Genomic DNA, 16,349 nt, shown 5'->3' with positions numbered 1-16,349 from the left:
GTGGAGCAGATCACCGACCCCGAATACGCCACCCTGGCCTTCCTCAAGGGCCTCAAGCAGGTCGACGGCTGGCAGGACATGCCCCTGACCAAGGCCGCCCAGAGCGTCCAGGTCTCCGCCTACCCCGACCACTACGCCCAGTGGGAACAGCAGGCCGCCGACCTCGTCGCCCAGCACTGGAACAGCTGACCCGCACACGACACCACGACGAAGCAACATCATGCGAAGGCCCCCGGCTCAGCTGAGCCGGGGGCCTTCGTGATGCTCTGGTGGGCGATACTGGGTTTGAACCAGTGACCTCTTCCGTGTCAAGGAAGCGCGCTCCCACTGCGCCAATCGCCCGTGGTCGAGAGCGGACGACGGGATTCGAACCCGCGACCCTCACCTTGGCAAGGTGATGCGCTACCAGCTGCGCTACGTCCGCGTGCCGCCCGGTCTCCCCGGCGACGGGGTGAACTCTACCCCATTCCAAGATCGCCTGCCCGGCCGACCCCACCGCGTGGTCCCCTCCCGGCGATTGCCCTGCTCATTGACGGGGTACTGCATCACGACAGCACACCCCCGTCCCCCAAGGAGCTGTCATGGGAATCGGAACGAGCATTTTCCTGCTCGCCGTCGGCGCGATCCTCACCTTCGCGGTGAACGCGAGCGTCGGCGGTGTCGATCTCGACGTCGTCGGCTGGATCCTGATGGCCGCCGGTGTCCTCGGCCTCGTCATGGTCCTGCTGATGCGCGGTCGCCGCCGTACGGTCACCACCGCCGAGCCGGTGGCGTACCAGCGGGTCGAGGAGCGTCGGGACGTCGCCCCGCCGCTGTGAGGCGACCCGCCCGGCACCCCGCGGCGCGGGTGTGGACTACCGCCCGGACGGCAGCGCGTCGAGCCGGTCGCGCACCAGCGCGGCGTCCGGGTGGCTGAGCTGGTCGAGCACGTCGAGTGCCTGCCCCCAGGCGGCACGGGCCGCGTCGGGTTCGGCGGCGGCCAGGTGGCTGTCACCGACGTGCATCAGCGTGACGGACTCGTAGTAGCGTTCGCCGGTCTCCCGCCACAGCGCGAGCGCCTGCCGAAAGCAGTCGAGAGCGTCGCGGTGCCGGCCGAGGTGGTGGTGGGCGAAGCCCAGGCTGTCCCACGCGTGCGCCTCCCAGTAGCGGTTGCCGGTCTGCTGCTGCCGCACCAGGGCCTGGCCGCAGTAGTCCAGCGCACGGAGGTGGTCGCCGAGCTGGATGTGGTACCAGCCGATGTTGTTGAGGGCGTTGGCCTGCCCCTGCGCGTGCCCGGCTGCCTCGAACAGGCGGTGCGCCCGTTGCGCGTGGTGCAGCGCCCGTCGGTGGTCGTCCTGCCGCTCCGCGAGGATGCCGAGGTTCAGCTCGGTCCGCCCGCCACCGACCCGGTCGCCGAGTTCGGCGTACAACTGCCGGGAGCGTTCCAGATGCTCGTGGGCTTCGTCGTACGCGCCGAGGCGCAGGCAGGCGACGGCCCGGTTGCGGTGGGCGCGGGCCTGCCCGTCGCGGTCCCCGGCCGCCGTGGCGGCCCGCAGCGCCAGCTCCTGGGCGCGGGACTGGTCCGTCCAGGCACCCACCCGGTCGAGGTAGGTGTTGACGCTCCACGCCAACTGCCAGGCGTGGGTGGGCAACCCGTGTTCGACGGCCAGGCCGATCGCGGCGAGCAGCGCCCGGTGCTCGGCGGCCAGCCACGCCCACGCCTCGTCCCGGTCGGCCGGCGTGGGCACCGCCGTCCCGGGGTGCGCCGCCGGCAGGTCGATGTCGTCGCGGTGCTTGTGCAGCAGCAGAGCGGCGGCGTACGCGGTGTGCAGGTAGTGGTCGAGCAGCCGGCACAGCGCCGCCCGCCGCAGGCCGGCGGAGTCGGTGGCCACGGCCAACTCGACGGCGTACGCCCGGAGCAGGTCGTGCAGGACGTACCGGCCGGGGGCGTGCTCGGTGAGCAGGTTCGCCCGGGTCAGCACCGCCAGCGGCCGGCGCACCTCGGCCGGGGCCAGGGCGGCGAGGCTGGCGGCCGCCGCCACGGACACGTCGGGCCCGGGGTGCGTACCGAGCGCCCGGAACAGGTCGGCCGCCGCCGGATCGAGACCCCGGTACGACCAGGACAGCACCGCCCGGACGTCGACGCCGGCCTCGCCGCCGCTGAACGCGTCGAGGGCGCCCCGGCTGGCGGTCAGCTCGGCGGCGAGGCGGGCCAGCCGGAAATCGGGGTAGGTGGCGGCCCGCGCGGCCACGATCGCCAACGCCAGGGGCAGCCCGGCCGCCGCGGCGACGATCCGGTCCACCGCCTCCGGCTCCGCCGCGACCCGCTCCGCGCCCAGCCGGCGGGACAGCAGCTCGCGCGCCTCCGTCGGGGAGAGCAGACCCAGCGGCAGCGGGCGGGCCCCCTCGGCGGTGACCAGCCCCGGAAGCTGGTTACGGCTGGTGACCAGGACCAGGCATCCCGGCGAGCTGGGCAGCAGCGGGCGTACCTGGTCGGCGTCGCGGGCGTTGTCCAGCAGCACCAGCACCCGCCGGTCGGCGAGCAGGCTGCGGTAGAGGGCGGCCTGTGCCGCCAGCCCCACCGGGATGCGCTCCGGCGGCACCGCGAGCGCCTCCAGGAACCCGGCCACCGCCTCGGCGGGACTCAGCGCGGGCGACTCGGCGTCGAAACCGCGCAGGTCGACGTAGAGCTGACCGTCCGGGAAGCGGTCGGCGACCTGGTGCGCCCAGTGCACGGCCAGGGCCGTCTTGCCCACGCCGGCCGTACCGCCGATGGTCGAGACGGGGACGGTGCCCGGCGGGCCGGCCGGCTCGGTGAGCAGGGCGGTCAGGGCGGTCAGCGGTGCGGAGCGGCCGGCGAAGTGCCGTACCGCCGCCGGTAGCTGGCGGGGCACGAACGGTGCCGGGGCCGACGGCGCGGTGCCGGCGTGGGCCTGCCGGTCCGGTTCGGCACGGGCGGCGGTGGCGAGCCGGTCGTCGGCCCGCGCCGCGTCCGCCGCCGCCAGCAGCCGCCAGTACGCCGCCTCCCAGCGGGCCTGGTCGGTCAGCTCGGCGGGCAACCGGATGCCGGCCTGTCCGGCGTACGCGACGCAGGCGCCCAGGTAACCGGTGACGAAGTCCCAGTCGGGCAGCGACTTGGCGTTGAGCTTGTCGCTGAGGGTGGAGCGGGCCAGCGGCCTGCCCCGGGCGGCGGCGACCGCCACCAGGGAGTTCAACGACGGCCCGCCCGCCTGCTGGCGTAGTCGCCGCAGTTCGTCGGCGAACGCGAGCAGCGCCTCCCGACCCGTCTCCCCCACCCCACACCCACCCGGCGTCGCGATGTTCCCCTGGAAGAACCGGAGCCAGGATAGCTTGACATCGATGTGCGGTGATGCCCCGGAACGGGGGCGGGGACCGGACAGCAGTAGGGCCACCTTCCGTGTCGGAAGGTGGCCCTACTGACCGCGTGGGCGATACTGGGTTTGAACCAGTGACCTCTTCCGTGTCAAGGAAGCGCGCTCCCACTGCGCCAATCGCCCGTGCTTGTTACCGAGGTGGGGACGGGATTTGAACCCGCGTACACGGCTTTGCAGGCCGTTGCCTCGCCTCTCGGCCACCCCACCGAGGTTGCCCCCGTCATGCGTGGCGGCAGCTCCGAGCGGACGACGGGATTCGAACCCGCGACCCTCACCTTGGCAAGGTGATGCGCTACCAGCTGCGCTACGTCCGCTTGCCTCCGGGATGACACCCGGTGACGGATGGAAACTCTAGCCGAGCGGCCTCACCGATGCCAAATCGGGGCCACCGACGGCGCGTCCGGTCTCTGCGGTGGTGACCGGCACCACCGCCCGCAGAGCTTCCTAGGAGAGTTGGTCGGCGCGGATGGGACACGTCGCCCGCACCCCTACCGAACAGGTCGGCAAGGTAGCCGACCCGCCGGTGCGATGCTGTCCGGCTTCCGACTACCGGCAGTCGGATCGGGCGGGTCGGTAACTCCCCGTGGTCGGTTCGATAGGTTACCGTAGCGGCGTGACGAGACGTGCCGCCGCCGATGTCCGCCTGGATTCCCTGCTGCGCACGGCCTGCGACGTGATCGTCGAGCGTGGACTCGCCAACACCCGCACCGCCGACGTGGCCGCCGCCGCCGGGGTCAGCCAGGCGCTGGTCTTCTACCACTTCGCCACCAAGGAGCGGCTGCTCGCCCAGGCGTTCGCGTACGCCGTCGAGCAGGAACTGTCCCGGCTGGACGCGGTGCTGCGCTCCGCCACCCCGCCGCTGACCAAGCTCCGGCGCATCCTGCGCCTCTACACCCCCACCGGCCGACCCTGGGCGATGTGGATCGACGGCTGGGCGGAGTCGCTGCGCACCCCGGAACTGGAGAAGGTCTGCCGGCGGCTGGACCTGCGCTGGCGGCAGGACCTGGCGGCGGTGATCTCGGCCGGGGTGGCCGACGGGACCTTCGACTGCGCCGACCCCGCCGGTGCCGCCTGGCGGATCAACGCGGTGATGGACGGGCTCGCCGTCCAGCTCGCCGTGCACGAGCGGGTGATCTCCCGGCGACAGTTCGGCGAGTGGATCCGGCTGGTCACGGCCCGGGAACTGGGGCTCGACCCCGCCCAGCTCGTCTGATCCGCGCACCGCACGCCATTGCCCCCGCCCGATCCGCCTGGTATCCACGTATGCGCATGCGTTACCCCGCCTGCGCCGGGCCGGCGGTGCGCCGGTCCCCGCTCCCACGAGGAGGATCCGTGCCCAGACCGGAGTGGACACCCCGAACGAGCCGGCATCGACGCCGGCTCGTTCCCGTACTGGCGACCGCCGCCGTGGTCGCCGCCCTGCTGCCCGGCGGAGGCACCGCCACGGCCGCGCCGGGCGACACCGCGGCCCCGGCCCCGGGCCGCTCCGGCTCGTTCGCCGACGACCGCCACCAGGCCGCCGACGTCGACAACCGCACCGGTACGGCCGCACCCGACGCCCGCCAACGCAGCCTGGCCCGTGCCACCGGCGCCCCGGTGCGCTGGAACCGGCTCGGCACCCCGCACGCCCTCGGCCCGGCCCGGCTCGCCACCGGCCTGCCCACCGACCCGGAGGCCGCCGCCCGGCGTTACCTCACCACCCAGCGGGACCTGTTCGGGCTGGACGCCGACGCGGTGACCGCGCTCGACCGGGTGCTGGTCCGGCGGATCGGCGACGGCGCGGTGGTCACCCTGCGGCAGCGCTTCGGTGACCTGCCCGCCGGCCACGACGGGCTGGTCACCGTGGCGGTCGCCGACGGCACCGTGCTCTCGGTCAGCTCCTCGCTGACCCGGGACGCCTCGGCCCCCACCCCGGCCACCCGCACCGCCGGGCAGGCGTACGCCGACGCGCTCGCCGACGCCGGCCTGGCCGCCGACGCGGTGGCCAGCCACCGGGTACGCCCGGTCGCCGTGCCCACCCCGGCCGACGGCAACCGGGCCGCCTACGAGGTGACCCTGATCGGGCGGGACAGCGACCACCCGGCCGCGTTCACCACCTACGTCGACGGGATCACCGGGAAGGTGCTGGTCCGCGAGGACCTCGTCGACTTCGACTCCGACAACCCGAGCTGGGCGGTCTACCCGGCCACCCCGCCGCAGGACCTCGCCCCCGGGCAGGACCCCCGGGTCCGCTGGTGCGCCAGCCCCGCACCCGACTGCGCCGCCGCCTTCCGCGACCCGGCGGGCGGGCAACCCTGGGACGTCGACCTCGCCACCGGGGCACCCACCGGCACCACCCGGGGCAACTCCGCCAACACCGTGGTCTCCTGGGGTGCCGGCAGCCCGATGGTCAACGCCCCCGACCGCCCGGACCGGCGCTACGAGTACCCGTTCACCGACCAGTGGCACCAGGCCCGCTGCAACCCGGCGGTGTTCACCTCCGCCCAACGCAACGACGCCGACGCCGCCACCGCCAACCTGTTCGCCATGCACAACCGGATGCACGACTGGGCCTGGCACCTGGGCTTCACCGAGGCCACCTGGAACCTCCAGGCGGTCAACGTCAGCGGTGCCGGGCTGGGCGGCGACGCCGAGCAGGGGCGGGCCCAGCAGGGCGCGCTGAGCGGCAACCGGAACAACGCCAACCAGTCCACCCCGCGCGACGGGCTGCCGCCGAGCACCAACATGTACCTGTGGCAGCCGCAGGCCGGTGGGCCGTACCCGCCGTGCGTCGACGGCGACTACGACATGACGGTGATCGGCCACGAGTACACCCACGCCATCACCAACCGGATGATCGCCGGCCCGGACAGCGGGATCGGCGGCCACCAGGGCGGGGCGATGGGCGAGTCGTGGAGCGACCTGCTCGCCGCCGAGTACCTCTACGAGCACGGCCTGCGCGCCCCCGGCGAGACGCCCTTCGTCACCGGCGGCTACGTCACCGGCAACCTGGTCAGCGGCATCCGCAACTACGACCTGAGCCGCAGCCCGCTCAACTACTCCGACGTCGGCTACAACACCGGCGGGCCGGCGGTGCACGCCGACGGGGAGATCTGGGGCGCGACCAACTTCCGCATCCGCGCCGCCCTGGTCAAGAAGTACGGCCTGGGCACCCCGGCGCGGCAGCTCGACTGCGCCCAGGGCCGGGTGGCCGCCGAGAACTGCCCCGGCAACCGGCGCTGGGTGCAGCTGGTCTTCGACTCGTTCCTGCTCCAGGCGGCCAGCCAGGTCAGCATGCTCGACATGCGGGACAACCTGCTCACCGCCGACCGGCTGCGCTTCGGCGGGGCCAACCAGGAGCTGATCTGGGCCGAGTTCGCCCGCTCCGGGATGGGTCGGGATGCCGCCACCGTCGGCGCCGCCGACACCGACCCGACGCCGAGCTTCGCCAGCCCGGCCGGCGGCAACGCCACGCTGACCCTGCGCCCCCGGGGTGACAGCGCCAACGCGCCGATCCGGCTCTACGTCGGTGACTACGAGGCGCGGGCCACCCCCGTCGCCGACACCGATCCGGCCACCCCGCTGCCGGCCACCTTCGAGGCCGTCGCCGGGACGTACCAGCTGCTGGCGGTCGCCCCCGGCTTCGGCCACCAGCGCCTGGAGGTGGTCGCGAAGGCCGGCCAGCAGGGGTACGTCGACCTGCGGCTGAGCCAGAACCTGGCGTCCACCAGGTCGGGGGCGAGCATCGCCGGGGACGGGGTGAACCTGGACCGGATCGCCGACGACACCGAGGCCACCAACTGGGCGTCGTTGACCGGGGTGGCCGGCAAGCAGGTCACCGTGACACTGCCCTTCGGCACGCCGCAGCCGGTGCAGCGGGTCAACGTCAGCGCCATGCTCCGCCCGGCGATCACCGGCGACGCCGACCCCGGTGCGCAGAACGCGCTGAGCGCGCTGCGGTCGTTCGCGGTGTCGACCTGCGACGCGACCACCACCGACTGCGCCGACCCGACCCGCTGGACCCGGGTCTACACCAGCGCCGACGACGCGTTCCCCGGTGGGAGGTACCGGGCCTACAGCCGGGACCTAATCGCCCGGTCGTTCCGGGTGCCGGCCACCGTCGCCACCCACGTCCGGCTGGAGGTGCTGGCCAGTCAGTGCACCGGCGGCCCGGCGTACGCCGGTGAGCAGGACGACGATCCGGCGACCCGGACCGACTGCGCGACCGCCAGCCCGGCACGCGACCAGGTGCGGATCGCCGAGTTCCAGGTGTTCGCGAAGTGAAACCCGCCGGGGCCGGGTGGTGGCGCCACCCGGCCCCGGCGGCCCCCGATCACCGTCGGACGGTGGTCCAGCGGACCGGGCGACGGACCGGGCGGGCATCCTCGCCCGCCACACCGTCGGCCGTGGTCCGGGTGAGCTGCCGCAGCCGCATCAGCAGGCCGACACCGAGGAAGAGCAGCAGGCCGCCGAGCAGGAACGCCGCCTGCACCAGCCCGAAGCCCCCGCTCTGGTCGGCCGAACGGTTCGCCGCGGCCGGTGGCGGCACCTCGGCCAGCGCCTCCTCGGTCGGTTCGGTCTCCTCCTCGCTCGGCTCCAGCACCTCCTCGGTCGGCTCCGGCGACGCGGTGGTCGGCTCGGGTGCGGCCGTGGTGGGCGCAGGGGCCGTACCGACGACCTGCCGGGTGGCGGTGCGTCGGGCGAGCAGCCGCAGGTTCGGGTCGTACGCCTCGGCGGCCATGGTGATCCGGCCCCGGGTGACGTCCTCGGCGAAGGCCACCCGGTAGGTGGCGGTGACCGTACGGTCCGGGCAGAGGGTGCCCGGGTCGAGCTGCCGGTCGGTCAACCGGGCCACGTCCCCCTGTGCCCGGATGTCCAGCGGGAACGAGCCGGTCTCCTCGACCCGGTCCATCTTGACCTGGTCCAGTCGCAGCCCCTGCACCGAGAGCACCATCGACCAGCGGACCTTCACACAGCCGCCGTTGCCCTGGCGGGACACCACCGCCGAGACCGTCCGCACCTGGTCCCCGGCGGTGAACTGGGCGGGCAGGCCACTCAGCTCGGTGGAGAAGCGGTCCGCCGCCGACGCCGGTGTCGGCCCGACGAGCCCTGTCCCCGACAGGCAGGCCAGCACCGCCCCGACCCGTAGCGCGTTCCGCCACACCATCACCACCGCCTCGCTCCTCCCGTCGGTCTTGTCCACTCGCCACGCTATGAGCAGGATGGGGAAGCCGGTAGACGGGCGTGTTCGCGCCGATCGGCAAGTACGGTGCCGGTTAACACCGACAGTGGTGAACCGGTCACCCGTCCTCGCCGACACGCCGGGTGACGGTGTGGGCTAGGCCGCTTCGTCGGGCCGGTGAGGGTCGACCGCGCCGGGGTTCGCCCGGCTGACATCCTGGGCGGATGTCCGATCTCTCCGCGGCCTTCGTCCGGCTGCACGCCCGGCTCGCCCCGGTCGCCTTCGTGCCCGAGGTGCGGTTGCACCAGGCCGACGAGCCGATCGGCCTGTGGGAGCTGACCGAGGGCGAGTTCCGCAGCTCCCAGCCGCCGCCGTTCTGGGCCTTCGCCTGGGCCGGTGGGCAGGGCCTGGCCCGGTACGTCACCGACCACCCGGAGACGGTCGCCGGTCGCCGGGTGCTCGACCTCGCCTCCGGCTCCGGCCTGGTCGCCATCGCCGCCGCACGGGCCGGCGCGGCGGCCGTGCGGGCGGTGGAGATCGACGAGCGGGCCGTCGCCGCCGTCGCCCTCAACGCCCACGCCAACGGGGTACGCGTCGACGCCGAGCTGGCCGACGTGCTCGACGGCGACGCCGGGGACGCCGAGGTGCTGCTCGCCGGGGACGTCTTCTACAGCGAGGCGATGGCCCGCCGGGTGCTGCGCTTCCTGCTGCGGGCCGCCCGCTGCGGCGCCCGGGTGCTGGTCGGCGATCCGGGCCGGGCGTTCCTGCCCCGGGAACGGTTCCGCGAGCTGGCCGGCTACGACGTGCCGGTGCCGGAGGCGTTGGAGAGCGTCCGGGTGAAGCACACCACGGTGTGGGAACTGGACCCCGCTCCGCCGGGGGCCGCCCGCTAGCGTGACCGGGTGCTGTTCCGGGGGTGGGAGGCTTCCGTCGACGGGCCCTGGCCGGACGTGGCGACGGTCGTCGACCGGGTCGGCGGCGTGCACCTGGTGGTGACCCGGCACGCGCTGGTCCGGCAGGTGCTCGCCGACGCGGCGACCTGGCGGCCCGACAACGCCCTGGACGCGGTGACGCCGATTCCGGTGGCCGCGCTGCGGGTGCTCACCGCGCACCGGTTCCGGCTGCCGCCGACGCTGGCGAACAACGCCGGTCCGACCCACCCGGCGATCCGGGCGATCGTCGTCGAGGCGCTGCACCCCGACCGGGTGGCCGCCCAGCGACCGTGGCTGACCGCCCTGGTCCGGGCCCGGGTGGTCGACATCGCCGCCGACCTGGCCGCCGGTCGGCCGGTCGACCTGCACGCCCGGCTCGCCGCCGACCTGCCGCTGCTGGCGCTGGCCCGGCTGGTCGAGCTGCCGGACGCCCCGGTGGGTGCGGTGAAGGACTTCGCGCGGGCGGCACTGGAACTGTTCTGGGCCCCGCTGGACGCCGACCGGCAGCAGACCCTCGCCGTCGAGGTGGGCCGGTTCCACGCCGTACTGCGGGAGTTCGCCGGCACCGGCGGCGGCCTGGCCGGTCGGCTGCGCGCCGCCGGGCACCCCCCGGACGTGGTGGTCGGGGCGCTGTTCTTCCTGCTGGTCGCCGGCCAGGAGACCACCAGTCAGTTCCTCACCCTGCTGCTGCACCGGCTCACCGGCGAACCGGGGGTGCGCGCCGGGCTGCGGGCCGGCACGGTCGCCGTCGCCGACGTGGTCGAGGAGGGCCTGCGCCGGGAGCCACCGATCGTCACCTGGCGGCGGGTGGCCGCGGTCGACACGACCCTGGGCGGTACGCCGGTGCCGGCGGGCAGCTCGATGCTGCTGTGGCTGGCCCGCGCGGGCTGTGACCCGGAGGTGGTGGCCGACCCGGCCGGGTTCCGCCCGGGGCAGCGCGGGTCCCGCCGGCACCTGGCCTTCGGGGCGGGGGCACACCGCTGCGTCGGCGCGCACCTGGCCCGGCTGGAGGCGGCGGTGGTGGTCGCCGAGGCGACGCCGCTGCTGGACGCGGTGACGGTGGTCCGTCCGCCGTGGTGCCCGGACAACCTCACCTTCCGGATGCCCGACGCCTTCGTGGTCCGCCGCACCACCACGCCGTAGCCTGCCCGAACGCCGCTCACCTGCGGAAACAGGCGTAACTCCCACTCCCCACCAAGGGTTGAACCCGGCGTGACGCCCAGCGCCACACCGAGCCGGGAGGTCCACATGCACCCCACCCCCTCCCCACTCCCCCCGCCCTTCCCGCTCCCCCCGCCCTGCCAGGTTGATCAAGAGGTTCGAGTCAGTTCGGAGATCAACGTTGACGCGAACCTCTTGATCACCGGAGCGGGTGGGGTGGCACGGGACGGGGTGGCGTGCACGGGTGGGGTGGCGTCGGGTGGTGGGGGGCGGTGAGGTGGGGAGAGTGGCGGCGGGACGTCCCGGCGTCGCTCGTGGTGGTCCTGGTGGCGTTGCCGCTGTGCGTCGGGATCGCGGTCGCCTCCGGGGTGCCCGTCGAACTCGGGCTGGTGACCGGGGTGGTCGGTGGGCTGGTGGTGGGGGTGATGCCGGGCAGCAGCCTCCAGGTGAGCGGGCCCGCCGCCGGACTGACCGTGCTCGTCGCCGAGGCCGTGGAACGGTACGGCCTGGCCGGCCTCGGCACCATCGTGCTGGTCGCCGGCCTGCTCCAGATCGGACTGGGACTGCTGCGGCTCGGCCGGTGGTTCCGGGCCATCTCGGTGGCCGTGGTGCACGGCATGCTCACCGGGATCGGCCTGCTGCTGGTCGCCGGACAGCTCCACGTGCTGGCCGGGGCGGACACGCCACCGACCGGGCTCGCCGGATTCACCGGGCTACCCGCCCTGGCCGGCGAGCTGACCGGCTCCGGCACGGCGCGGGTGTCACTCGCCCTCGGCCTCGCCACGCTCGCGGTCATGCTGCTGTGGGACCGGCTGCCCGGCCGGCCGGGCCTGGTCCCCGGCGCGCTGGTCGCCGTGGTCGCCGCGGCGGCGACGAGCGCCGCCCTACGGCTGCCCGTGGACACGATCACGGTGGAGGGGATACTCGCCGCGCTCACCCCGTCACTCGGACACTGGACGGCCCTCACCGACCCGGGGATGCTCGCCACCATCGTCACGTTCGCCCTGGTCGCCTCGGCGGAGAGTCTGTTCAGCGCGGCGGCCGTCGACCGGATGCACCAGGGCCCCCGGACCGACTTCGACCGGGAACTCGTCGCCCAGGGCACCGGCAACACGGTCTGCGGGCTGCTCGGCGCGCTGCCGATGACCGCCGTCATCGTGCGCAGCTCCGCCAACGTACGGGCCGGCGCGCGGACGAAGGCGTCCCGGGTGCTGCACGGCGGGTGGCTGCTGCTCTTCGTCGCCGCCGTACCCGGGCTGGTCGGGTTGATCCCGATGCCCGCGCTGGCCGCCGTGCTGGTGCACGCGGGGTGCAAGCTGCTGCCGTGGCGGGCCCTGCCCGAGCTGTGGCGGCAGCACCGGGGCGAGGCGGTGGTGCTGGTGGTGACCGCCGCGGCGATCCTCGGCACCGACCTGTTCACCGGTGTGCTCCTCGGCCTCGGGCTGGCCGTGGTCAAGACCGCCTGGGAGACCTCCCACGTGCGGGTCGTCGTGCACGACGACGTCGACCCGGTGCAGGTGGCGATCACCGGCAACGCCACGTTCCTGCGGCTGCCCACCATCCTCGCCACGCTCGACGCCCTGCCCGACGACCGGCGGGTACGGCTGGACCTCGGCGGCCTGCGGCACGTCGACCACGCCTGCCGGACCGCCCTGGACACCTGGATCGAGGCGCAGAACCGCGACGCCGACGTCGGCGTGCAGGTCGTCGCCCCACGGCCGGCGCAGGACGACCGACCCAGGCCGGTCCCGGCCGCCGAGTGAGAGCACCGGCAGCGCCGGTCAGGTGTTCAGCCGGCGTCCTCGGCCCAGGTGCGCCAGTCGTCGAGCACCCCGTACAGGTCGGGGGTGAGCCAGCCCGGGGCGGACCGACGGAACACCCCCGGGTCCATCGCCCCGGCCCCCGCCGGCAGCGCGCCGAGCAGGTTCGGCACCAGCTCCGTCAGGTTCGCCCAGTGCACCAGCTGCGGCTCCGCCGGCCACGCACCGATCACCACCCCGGCGGGTACGGCCCGGCGCTCCAGGGCCTCCAGGGTGAGCGCGGTGTGGTTGAGGGTGCCCAACCCGGCCCGGGCCACCACCACCGCCGGGGCGCCCAGCGACACCGCCAGGTCGGCGACGGTCCACGCCTCACCCGACGGACGCAGCCCCATCGGCACCAGCAGCCCCCCGGCCCCCTCGACGAGCACCAGGTCGTGCTTGTCGACCTCCGCGCGGATCGCGTCGACGGCCGTGTACAGCTCCAACGGCTCCAGCTCGGCCACCCGGGCGGCGGCCAGCGGGGCCAACGGGTCGGGGTAGCTGGCCAGGGTACGACCGGTCAGCGGGGCGGCCAGCCGGGTCACCGCGTCCACGTCGCCGGGCTCGCCGGTGGCCGTCCCCGACTGGCCCGGCTTGACCACCGCGACCCGCAGGCCGGCGGCCTGCGCGGCGGCCGTGATCGCCGCTGTCACCACCGTCTTGCCGACCTCGGTGTCGGTCCCGGTGACCAGCACCGCACCCTTCCACCCACTCAAGGCAGGACCACCTCGGTTCGCGACTGCGGGGCTCGCAAACCCGGCTCACTCCTCACGCTCACAGGACCACCTCGGTTCGCGACTGCGGGGCGCACTCCACGATGGTCTCCAGGGCGTGTTCGAAATCCGCCCGGGTGACCCCGGTGGAGAGGGTCAGCCGAAGGCGGGAGCGGTGGTCCGGGGTGGACGGTGGGCGGAAACAGCCGACCGCGACGCCCCGGGCCCGGCAGTCGGCCGCCCAGGCGGTGGCGGCCTCCGGGCCGGGTGCGGTCACCGACACCACGGCGGCGTCGGGGGTGGACACCGGCAGCCCGGCCGCGCCGAGGCGGCGTACCGCGTAGCCGGCCCGGTCGGCCAGTTCGGCGCGCAGGTCGTCGGCGGCGCGGGCCAGCGCCACGGCGGCGCGTACCCCGGCGGCGACGGCCGGCGGCGGCGCGGTGTCGAAGATGAAGGTCCGCCCGGTCTCCACCAGGTGCCTGACGAACTCGGCCGGGCCGGCGACCACCCCACCGGCACCGCCGAGCGCCTTGGACAGGGTCGCGGTGACCACCACGTCCGGCGCGCCGGCGAGCCCGGCGGCGGCCACCGCGCCGGCACCGGCCGGGCCGGTGACACCGAGCCCGTGCGCGTCGTCGATCAGCAGCAGCGCGCCGTGCCGCCGGGCCACCGCGTGCAGCGCGGCCAGCGGCGCGAGGTCGCCGTCGACGGAGAACACCGACTCGGTGACCACCACCGCCGGGCGGCCCGGCGCGGCGGCGAGCGCGGCGGCCACCGCGTCGACGTCGGCGTGCGCGGTGACCACCGTCTCCGCGCCGGAGATCCGGCAGCCGTCGATCAGCGAGGCGTGGTTGTGGGCGTCGGAGACGAGCAGGGTACGCGGCTGCACCAGGCCCCGGACGGCCGCCAGGTTGGCCAGGTAGCCGGAGGAGAAGACGAGTGCCCGGTCGACGCCGAGCCAGTCGGCCAGGTCGTCCTCGAGCGCGTGGTGGACGTCGGTGGAGCCCCGGACCAGCCGGGAGCCGGTGGCGCCCAGCCCGTACCCGGACAGGACCCGGCCGGCGGCGGCCACCACCTCGGGGTGGGTGGAAAGGCCCAGGTAGTCGTTGCCGGCCAGATCGACGTCCGGGTCACCGGCGGTGCGGGGGCGCAGGGTACGGGTGAGCCCCGCCTTCGCCCGCAGCGCGGCGCGACGGTCCAGGGCCGCCAGCCAGTCCGCCACCGGTCACCGCCTCCGTCCGTCGTCCGACCTGCCTCCCGCCCGTCCGTCGGGCGTCTGCCGCCCGGGACGACCGGCCCGTGCCGGTGGGTGACGGCGTTGCCGCCGCCGGGCGAAATTACCATCCGCCGGGCCGGCACCGGCGTGGCGGCGGGCCCGCCGCACCGCCACGCGGAAGGGGCGGCCGGGGTGGCCGGGGGCCGTCGGCTCGGGCGTTTCCCGGCCCGCACCGGCCTTGTAGGGTACGAGCCATGCCAGAGATCCTCGACCAGGCCCGGACCCAGGTGCTGGGCGACGGCGTCGGCCTCGACCAGGCCGGTGTCCTCGCGGTGCTGACCCTGCCCGACGAGCACCTCACCGCCGCCCTCCAGCTCGCCCACGAGGTGCGGATGCGCTGGTGCGGTCCGGAGGTCGAGGTCGAGGGGATCGTCTCGCTGAAGACCGGCGGCTGCCCGGAGGACTGCCACTTCTGCTCGCAGTCCGGCCTGTTCACCTCGCCGGTCCGGTCGGTGTGGCTGGACATCCCGTCGCTGGTGGAGGCGGCGAAGCAGACGGCGGCGACCGGGGCGAGCGAGTTCTGCATCGTGGCCGCCGTGCGCGGCCCCGACGACCGGCTGATGAAGCAGATGCGCGAGGGGGTCGCCGCGATCCGCGCGGAGGTCGACATCCAGGTCGCCGCGTCGCTGGGGATGCTCAGCCAGGAGCAGGTCGACGACCTGGTCGAGATGGGCGTGCACCGCTACAACCACAACCTGGAGACCTGCCGCTCGTACTTCCCGAACGTGGTCACCACGCACTCGTGGGAGGAGCGCTGGGAGACCCTGCGGATGGTCCGCGAATCGGGCATGGAGGTCTGCTGCGGTGGCATCCTCGGCCTCGGCGAGACCGTGGAGCAGCGCGCCGAGTTCGCCGCGCAGCTCGCCGAGCTGGACCCGCACGAGGTGCCGCTGAACTTCCTCAACCCGCGTCCGGGCACGCCGCTGGGCGACCGGCCGGTGGTGGAGGGTAAGGACGCGCTGCGGGCCATCGCCGCGTTCCGGCTGGCCATGCCGCGCACCATCCTGCGGTACGCGGGCGGCCGGGAGATCACCCTCGGTGACCTGGGCACCCGCGACGGCCTGCTCGGCGGGATCAACGCGGTGATCGTCGGCAACTACCTGACCACGCTGGGGCGGCCGGCGACCGACGACCTGAAGCTGCTCGACGAGCTGAAGATGCCGGTCAAGGCGCTCTCCGCCACCCTGTGAGGTGATGATGACCGACGCGGGTGACCCGATCACCGACGGTCGTACGGCGGGCTCCGCCGTGCTGACGTCGGCCGCGACCTGGTGCGACCGCTGTGGTGCGGACGCCACGGCGGGCCCGCACCCGGGCTGCGCGGCGGCCCGCGTGCTGGAGCCCCCGCGCTACTGCGGGCACTGCCGACGGCGGATGAAGGTGCAGGTGCTGCCGGTCGGCTGGGCGGCGGTCTGCGTCGAGCACGGCGAGATCCGGGGCTGACGGCGTGCTGCGGGGGCGGACGGTCACGCTGCGGCCGATGGCGGAGGCGGACGTGCCCGCCCTGGCCGCGATCCGGGCCACCCCGGAGGTGCGCCGCTGGTGGCGCGGCGACGACGACCTGGCCGCGTCGGTGCGGGCCGACCTGGCCGACGACACGCTGGCGGTCTACGCCATCGAGGACGCCGGCCGGCTGGTCGGGGCGATCCAGTGGTACGCCGAGACCGACCCGGACTACCGCCACGTCAGCCTGGACGTCTTCCTCGACCCGGCGGTACGCGGCACCGGGCTGGGCGGGGACGCGATCCGCACCCTGGTCCGGCACCTGGTCGACGAGTACGGCCACCACCGGTTCACCGTCGATCCGGCGGCGGCGAACACGGCGGCGATCCGGGCGTACGCGAAGGTGGGGTTCCGTCCGGTGGGCGTCATGCGGCGGTACGAGCGGGGCGCGGACGGGCGCTGGCACGACGCGCTGCTGATGGACCTGCTC

General features: G+C 74.6%; 13 protein-coding genes, 5 tRNA genes and 1 pseudogene. 10 read left to right on the top strand and 9 right to left on the bottom strand.

Features of this window, described 5'->3' with window-relative positions:
• Nucleotides 1-189, top strand: a pseudogene (locus ACOJTC_RS32410) (hypothetical protein); the annotation flags it as partial.
• Between the two features lie 78 nt (nucleotides 190-267).
• Here ACOJTC_RS32410 and ACOJTC_RS32405 read toward each other — a convergent pair.
• Both ACOJTC_RS32405 and ACOJTC_RS32400 read right to left on the bottom strand, forming a co-directional pair.
• Nucleotides 268-342 (bottom strand) — tRNA-Val (locus ACOJTC_RS32405).
• Nucleotides 343-351: 9 nt separating this feature from the next.
• A tRNA-Gly gene (locus ACOJTC_RS32400) sits at nucleotides 352-424 on the bottom strand.
• Between the two features lie 157 nt (nucleotides 425-581).
• Here ACOJTC_RS32400 and ACOJTC_RS32395 point away from each other — a divergent pair.
• On the top strand, nucleotides 582-818 hold the full coding sequence (locus tag ACOJTC_RS32395; protein WP_088646915.1) for a DUF6458 family protein: 237 nt from the start codon (nucleotides 582-584) through the stop codon (nucleotides 816-818).
• 36 nt (nucleotides 819-854) lie between these two features.
• Here ACOJTC_RS32395 and ACOJTC_RS32390 read toward each other — a convergent pair whose 3' ends face one another.
• The 4 genes from ACOJTC_RS32390 to ACOJTC_RS32375 all read right to left on the bottom strand — a co-directional run bounded on the left by ACOJTC_RS32390 (nucleotide 855) and on the right by ACOJTC_RS32375 (nucleotide 3,688).
• Nucleotides 855-3,275, bottom strand: coding sequence for an ATP-binding protein (locus ACOJTC_RS32390; protein WP_420119735.1), 2,421 nt, complete (start codon nucleotides 3,273-3,275; stop codon nucleotides 855-857).
• A 150-nt stretch (nucleotides 3,276-3,425) separates the two neighbouring features.
• A tRNA-Val gene (locus ACOJTC_RS32385) sits at nucleotides 3,426-3,497 on the bottom strand.
• 13 nt (nucleotides 3,498-3,510) lie between these two features.
• Nucleotides 3,511-3,581, bottom strand: a tRNA-Cys gene (locus tag ACOJTC_RS32380).
• A gap of 34 nt (nucleotides 3,582-3,615) precedes the next feature.
• A tRNA-Gly gene (locus ACOJTC_RS32375) sits at nucleotides 3,616-3,688 on the bottom strand.
• Between the two features lie 299 nt (nucleotides 3,689-3,987).
• Here ACOJTC_RS32375 and ACOJTC_RS32370 point away from each other — a divergent pair.
• The gene (locus ACOJTC_RS32370) at nucleotides 3,988-4,587 is read left to right on the top strand and encodes a TetR/AcrR family transcriptional regulator (protein ID WP_204924047.1); all 600 of its coding nucleotides are present in this window, start codon (nucleotides 3,988-3,990) and stop codon (nucleotides 4,585-4,587) included.
• Between the two features lie 119 nt (nucleotides 4,588-4,706).
• The gene (locus tag ACOJTC_RS32365) at nucleotides 4,707-7,637 is read left to right on the top strand and encodes a M36 family metallopeptidase (protein ID WP_420119734.1); all 2,931 of its coding nucleotides are present in this window, start codon (nucleotides 4,707-4,709) and stop codon (nucleotides 7,635-7,637) included.
• A gap of 49 nt (nucleotides 7,638-7,686) precedes the next feature.
• Here the strand turns inward: ACOJTC_RS32365 and ACOJTC_RS32360 are convergent, their stop codons facing one another.
• Nucleotides 7,687-8,556 (bottom strand): hypothetical protein, encoded by an 870-nt coding sequence (locus tag ACOJTC_RS32360; protein ID WP_420119733.1) that lies wholly within the window; start codon nucleotides 8,554-8,556, stop codon nucleotides 7,687-7,689.
• 203 nt (nucleotides 8,557-8,759) lie between these two features.
• Between ACOJTC_RS32360 and ACOJTC_RS32355 the strand changes: the two genes are divergently transcribed.
• From ACOJTC_RS32355 to ACOJTC_RS32345, 3 genes are all read left to right on the top strand, one after another.
• On the top strand, nucleotides 8,760-9,428 hold the full coding sequence (locus tag ACOJTC_RS32355; RefSeq protein ID WP_363658557.1) for a class I SAM-dependent methyltransferase: 669 nt from the start codon (nucleotides 8,760-8,762) through the stop codon (nucleotides 9,426-9,428).
• 9 nt (nucleotides 9,429-9,437) lie between these two features.
• On the top strand, nucleotides 9,438-10,610 hold the full coding sequence (locus tag ACOJTC_RS32350; protein ID WP_420119732.1) for a cytochrome P450: 1,173 nt from the start codon (nucleotides 9,438-9,440) through the stop codon (nucleotides 10,608-10,610).
• Nucleotides 10,611-10,900: 290 nt separating this feature from the next.
• The gene (locus tag ACOJTC_RS32345; protein ID WP_420119731.1) at nucleotides 10,901-12,391 is read left to right on the top strand and encodes a SulP family inorganic anion transporter; all 1,491 of its coding nucleotides are present in this window, start codon (nucleotides 10,901-10,903) and stop codon (nucleotides 12,389-12,391) included.
• 26 nt (nucleotides 12,392-12,417) lie between these two features.
• Here ACOJTC_RS32345 and bioD read toward each other — a convergent pair whose 3' ends face one another.
• Both bioD and ACOJTC_RS32335 read right to left on the bottom strand, forming a co-directional pair.
• Nucleotides 12,418-13,122: a dethiobiotin synthase gene (bioD, locus tag ACOJTC_RS32340; RefSeq protein ID WP_204924168.1), complete on the bottom strand. Its 705-nt coding sequence runs from the start codon at nucleotides 13,120-13,122 to the stop codon at nucleotides 12,418-12,420.
• A gap of 79 nt (nucleotides 13,123-13,201) precedes the next feature.
• Nucleotides 13,202-14,362, bottom strand: a complete 1,161-nt coding sequence (locus tag ACOJTC_RS32335; protein WP_420119730.1) for an 8-amino-7-oxononanoate synthase — start codon at nucleotides 14,360-14,362, stop codon at nucleotides 13,202-13,204.
• 248 nt (nucleotides 14,363-14,610) lie between these two features.
• On the opposite strand from ACOJTC_RS32335, the gene bioB reads away from it, so the two are divergent.
• From bioB to ACOJTC_RS32320, 3 genes are all read left to right on the top strand, one after another.
• Nucleotides 14,611-15,606 carry a biotin synthase BioB gene (bioB, locus tag ACOJTC_RS32330; RefSeq protein ID WP_088645442.1) on the top strand — a complete coding sequence of 332 codons (996 nt, stop codon included), beginning with the start codon at nucleotides 14,611-14,613 and terminating at the stop codon, nucleotides 15,604-15,606.
• A gap of 4 nt (nucleotides 15,607-15,610) precedes the next feature.
• Nucleotides 15,611-15,859, top strand: a complete 249-nt coding sequence (locus tag ACOJTC_RS32325; RefSeq protein ID WP_420119729.1) for a hypothetical protein — start codon at nucleotides 15,611-15,613, stop codon at nucleotides 15,857-15,859.
• A gap of 4 nt (nucleotides 15,860-15,863) precedes the next feature.
• A partial coding sequence (locus ACOJTC_RS32320) for a GNAT family N-acetyltransferase (protein WP_420119728.1) occupies nucleotides 15,864-16,349 on the top strand: 486 nt, incomplete at its 3' end.

The sequence above is a fragment of the Micromonospora sp. genome (assembly GCF_048594385.1).
Lineage (GTDB): Bacteria > Actinomycetota > Actinomycetes > Mycobacteriales > Micromonosporaceae > Micromonospora > Micromonospora wenchangensis.
This window is presented reverse-complemented; position numbering and strand designations above follow the sequence as displayed.